This window comes from Streptomyces millisiae, from assembly GCF_031845425.1.
Taxonomy (GTDB): Bacteria; Actinomycetota; Actinomycetes; order Streptomycetales; family Streptomycetaceae; genus Streptomyces; species Streptomyces millisiae.
On record NZ_JAVREM010000203.1, the window covers coordinates 1 to 564 of the forward strand.

A 564-nucleotide genomic window follows, 5' to 3' on the forward strand; every position below is an offset into this window, starting at 1 on the left:
AAGGTCGTCGCGATCGTGGTCTTCCTGGCGCTGGGTGTGCTGGCCGTCCTCGGGTGGCTCCCGGACACCGATCCAGTGGGGATGGCCAACCTGACCGGGCAGGGGGGCTTCCTGCCGAACGGCTGGGGCGGGGTCGTCGCCGGTGTTTTGACCGTGGTCTTCGCCTTCGGCGGCCTGGAGGTCGTCACCATCGCCGCCGCCGAGTCCGAGAACCCGGTTCAGGGCGTCGCGAAGGCGGTCCGAACGGCGATGTGGCGCATCGCGGTCTACTCCAACGGCTCGATGGCGGTCATCGTCACCCTGGTCCCCTGGGACAACCCGAAGGTCGCCGAGGTCGGCGCCTTCTACGCGATGCTCGACCACCTCGGCGTCGGCAGCGCCGCGCAGATCATGAACGTGGTCATCCTCATCGCCCTGCTCTCCGCGATGAACGCCAACATCTACGGCGCTTCGCGCATGGCCCGCTCCCTCGTCGCCCGGGGCCAGGGACCGGCCGTGCTCGGCCGGATCTCCTCCGGGGTACCGCGCAACGCGGTGCTGTTCTCCTCGGTGTTCGGCTTCCTG

At 69.3% G+C, this 564-nt stretch carries 1 protein-coding gene; it reads left to right on the plus strand.

Annotated features, from left to right (window positions below):
- Window positions 1-564 (plus strand): amino acid permease (locus RNC47_RS36225; RefSeq protein WP_311605115.1); only part of this gene is annotated, 564 nt, incomplete at both ends.